The sequence below is a fragment of the Photorhabdus bodei genome, from assembly GCF_003287735.1.
Classification (GTDB): Bacteria; Pseudomonadota; Gammaproteobacteria; order Enterobacterales; family Enterobacteriaceae; genus Photorhabdus; species Photorhabdus kayaii.
In genome coordinates this window covers 1-2,755 of the sequence record NZ_NSCM01000102.1, presented here as the reverse complement: position 1 = coordinate 2,755, position 2,755 = coordinate 1, and the positions used below count along the sequence as shown (strand labels likewise).

Annotated in this window: 5 protein-coding genes; 2 read left to right on the top strand and 3 right to left on the bottom strand. The window is 46.5% G+C overall.

Going from position 1 to position 2,755, the window contains the following annotated elements; genetic code table 11:
* Positions 1-405 (bottom strand): CHC2 zinc finger domain-containing protein (locus CKY02_RS22705; protein WP_240002128.1); only part of this gene is annotated, 405 nt, incomplete at its 3' end.
* Between the two features lie 99 nt (positions 406-504).
* Between CKY02_RS22705 and CKY02_RS22700 the strand changes: the two genes are divergently transcribed.
* Entirely contained in the window at positions 505-903 is a 399-nt protein-coding gene (locus CKY02_RS22700) for a helix-turn-helix domain-containing protein (RefSeq protein WP_112896976.1), read from the top strand.
* A gap of 74 nt (positions 904-977) precedes the next feature.
* Positions 978-1,220 (top strand): SymE family type I addiction module toxin, encoded by a 243-nt coding sequence (locus CKY02_RS22695; RefSeq protein ID WP_112896975.1) that lies wholly within the window; start codon positions 978-980, stop codon positions 1,218-1,220.
* A 92-nt stretch (positions 1,221-1,312) separates the two neighbouring features.
* On the opposite strand, the gene CKY02_RS22690 is transcribed toward CKY02_RS22695, so the two are convergent.
* Together CKY02_RS22690 and CKY02_RS25275 are read right to left on the bottom strand one after the other, a co-directional pair.
* Positions 1,313-1,654 carry a DUF6572 domain-containing protein gene (locus tag CKY02_RS22690; RefSeq protein WP_036838977.1) on the bottom strand — a complete coding sequence of 114 codons (342 nt, stop codon included), beginning with the start codon at positions 1,652-1,654 and terminating at the stop codon, positions 1,313-1,315.
* Between the two features lie 9 nt (positions 1,655-1,663).
* Positions 1,664-2,755, bottom strand: a 1,092-nt coding sequence (locus tag CKY02_RS25275) for a hypothetical protein (RefSeq protein ID WP_205068480.1), incomplete at its 5' end; no start/stop codon positions are given.

Genomic DNA, 2,755 nt, shown 5'->3' with positions numbered 1-2,755 from the left:
CAACAGCGCCTGCCCGTCATCGTCCAGGTCGGCCAGTTTCGGGTTCGGCAGAGGTGCGGCCTGTGATCCCGGCGGGGCGGCTAAAGAAGAAGCGGCCACAACTGCATTGTCCATGTCCGGCAGCCCGACCAGCTCCCTTAACCGACGGATAGCGATTTTCAGCGTGACGCCTTCCGTTTGTATCACCCAGTCCAGCACCGATCCCGCCGCGCCACAGCCAAAGCAGTGATACAGGTTCTTAGCAGGCGATATCACCATTGAGGGCGTTTTCTCGTGATGGAACGGACAGCGCAGCACATAATCCTCACCGCGTTTTTTCATCGCACGGCCTTGCTTACGCGCCAGTCCCAGCAATGAGACAGTTTGCTTTAAGTGGGCTAAATCGGTATCGGGAATGCGGGTCATAAGTCTTTCCTTTTGAACCTTGTCAATAGACATGTTTGCGATATATAATAATCGCATTAAAGAGACTTTACAACAGCCAGCTAAAAAGGAAGGGGTACAATGGCGGACATTTGTGTTTTTCAAACAGGTATTGATATGTCCGTATTTTCTGAACGGCTTAAGATGCTCAGAGAAGCTCGGGGATTAACCCAATCACGGCTTGCCGAGATGATTGAGGTACTGCCCAGAGTGTATAACCGCTGGGAGCGGGGACACATCGTCCCTCAACTGGAGTCCCTGATTAAGCTGGCTAATGTTTTACAGGTTTCTCTCGATGAACTGGTTGGCCGCCGCGAGACCAGCAAAGATGTGAAGATACGTAACCACATATTGCATGAACTCTGGCAACAGGCTGATTCGTTGTCCGATGAGGAGCAGAAGGCGTTGATTATGGTGATTGACAGTTTTGTTACCAAGTCAATGATGGAAAAAGTTGTTATGAAGAGCGCTAAACGCTGAGATGACGCGGCAACCATGAGTTCTCACCTCATGATAGCCGCTGACCACACAACCAACTATGCAGGAGTTGATTTATGGCTGAACGCGATTGTAATGTAAATTCAGGCAGTTCGAAAGCGCAACGCCGCTATAAGGTCGGCTATACCAGTACCCGCCACGAAGACCGCAGCACCGGCATGACCCGCTATTACAGCCAGCATCCCAGCCTGCACCTTAAAGGTAACTGGCTGGAAGAAGCGGGCTTTGCCACCGGGCAGTCGGTGCTGGTGAGGGTTGAGCGGGGGCAATTGGTTATTCAGGTTGTTACGGAAGATTGAGTTTGCAACTGGAAAGTTAAAAAGGGTCGAAATTAGCGCAGTGAGCAAGCCCTCTGCGCTAATTTGGTCATTGAGATCATATAATTAATTTTTTAAATGACCTCACTTTCCTCATAAGTTAATTCTATGTTAATGGAAGATAATATTTCGTTTACTCTCTCCATAAAATCAATACATTCTTGAGGGATCTTGTACTGGAAAAACACTTTAAACGTTATATTCCTACCCTGAGCATCTGGGAGTTTTTCGTATACTTCTCCGCTTTCAACAAATGCAATATATCTATTAATTTTTTCTTGCAATTTGAAGAGGTGTTCATTAATACAAGATGACCATTGCAAATGATCAGTTATAACCAAGATTACCTGTTGGGAAGCTATATCCTCTTGGGTCATTGTAATTAAATCAATTTTATTTATATCTTCTACAGACATATAGCCTCCTTAATTATCCTTTGCGTTTGGCCTTACTATTTCAACTTCTGTCGGTGGTATTTTAGTTCCACTTTCAAATCCCGGCCTACCTTTCCCAACAACTGTACCTCCTCCCTCTTTGAGTTCTGGAAAACCAGTCTTTTGATTCTTTGTTAGTGGTGCAGTTTGAGAACTTTTACATTCTATGCACCTGATAGATCCATCTCTATCTTTAGCCATAATATCAACCCTAACTTTGGTCCCTTCGTTTGTCTCTATGGTAACTTCCCTAACCGGGGTTTTTAATTTAGGGTCTTGTTTTAACTTATCGTAAACAGATTGTTCAAACTCCTTACCCTTCTCATAATTCTGCCGTATTTGTGAATCAGAGTTAGGTGATTGAACTTTTGTTTTCACGCCATTTTCAAACGTATAGTACCCACCGTTGTTACTATAAATCGTGTTTCCTGAGGCATCTGCTTTTCCTGTATTGCCATAAACACTACCTTTTGGCCCAGTAACTGAATTTCCTTTTGGGGTATAACCAGTAGGTAATGTTGCGCCTTTTCCGACTACATTTATAGAAGTTCTATTAGCTTTTGCCCCAATAGCCCCGACCGCAGTCTCCAGCAACATCAGGTTCCGCTGCTCTTCTTTCACATATTGCGCCGCATCCGCTTTAGATAATCCGGCGTTCTCCAGCTCCTTCTGACGCAATTCAGTATTAAAGAACCCGGAGAGGGGTCCACTACCGCCATTTAACCAGCTGCTCTGCTCTGAGCGGCCTATCTTGTCATTGGCACGGTATCCCGATACCGCCAGTTCTTTACCCACCTCATGGTTGATGAACGCCAGTTCTTCTCGGCTCAACTCGCCATTCAACGCCATCTGTTTCAGGGTATTGATGGTCGCATCACTGGCCTGCCGATATTCCGTCCAGACCCCTTTACGGCAGCTGTCATCCTGACACGATGCCAGTTTACCGCGCATGTCTTCAACCGACGGCAGACCTTTATCCAGAATGCGCTGGCTCAGCTCCTTAGCCTTGCCGCACGCTTCCGGTGACAGCGTGCGGCAATCACCCAGATTTCGCGAGGCCAGCGCATTATTCTCAATAACAAC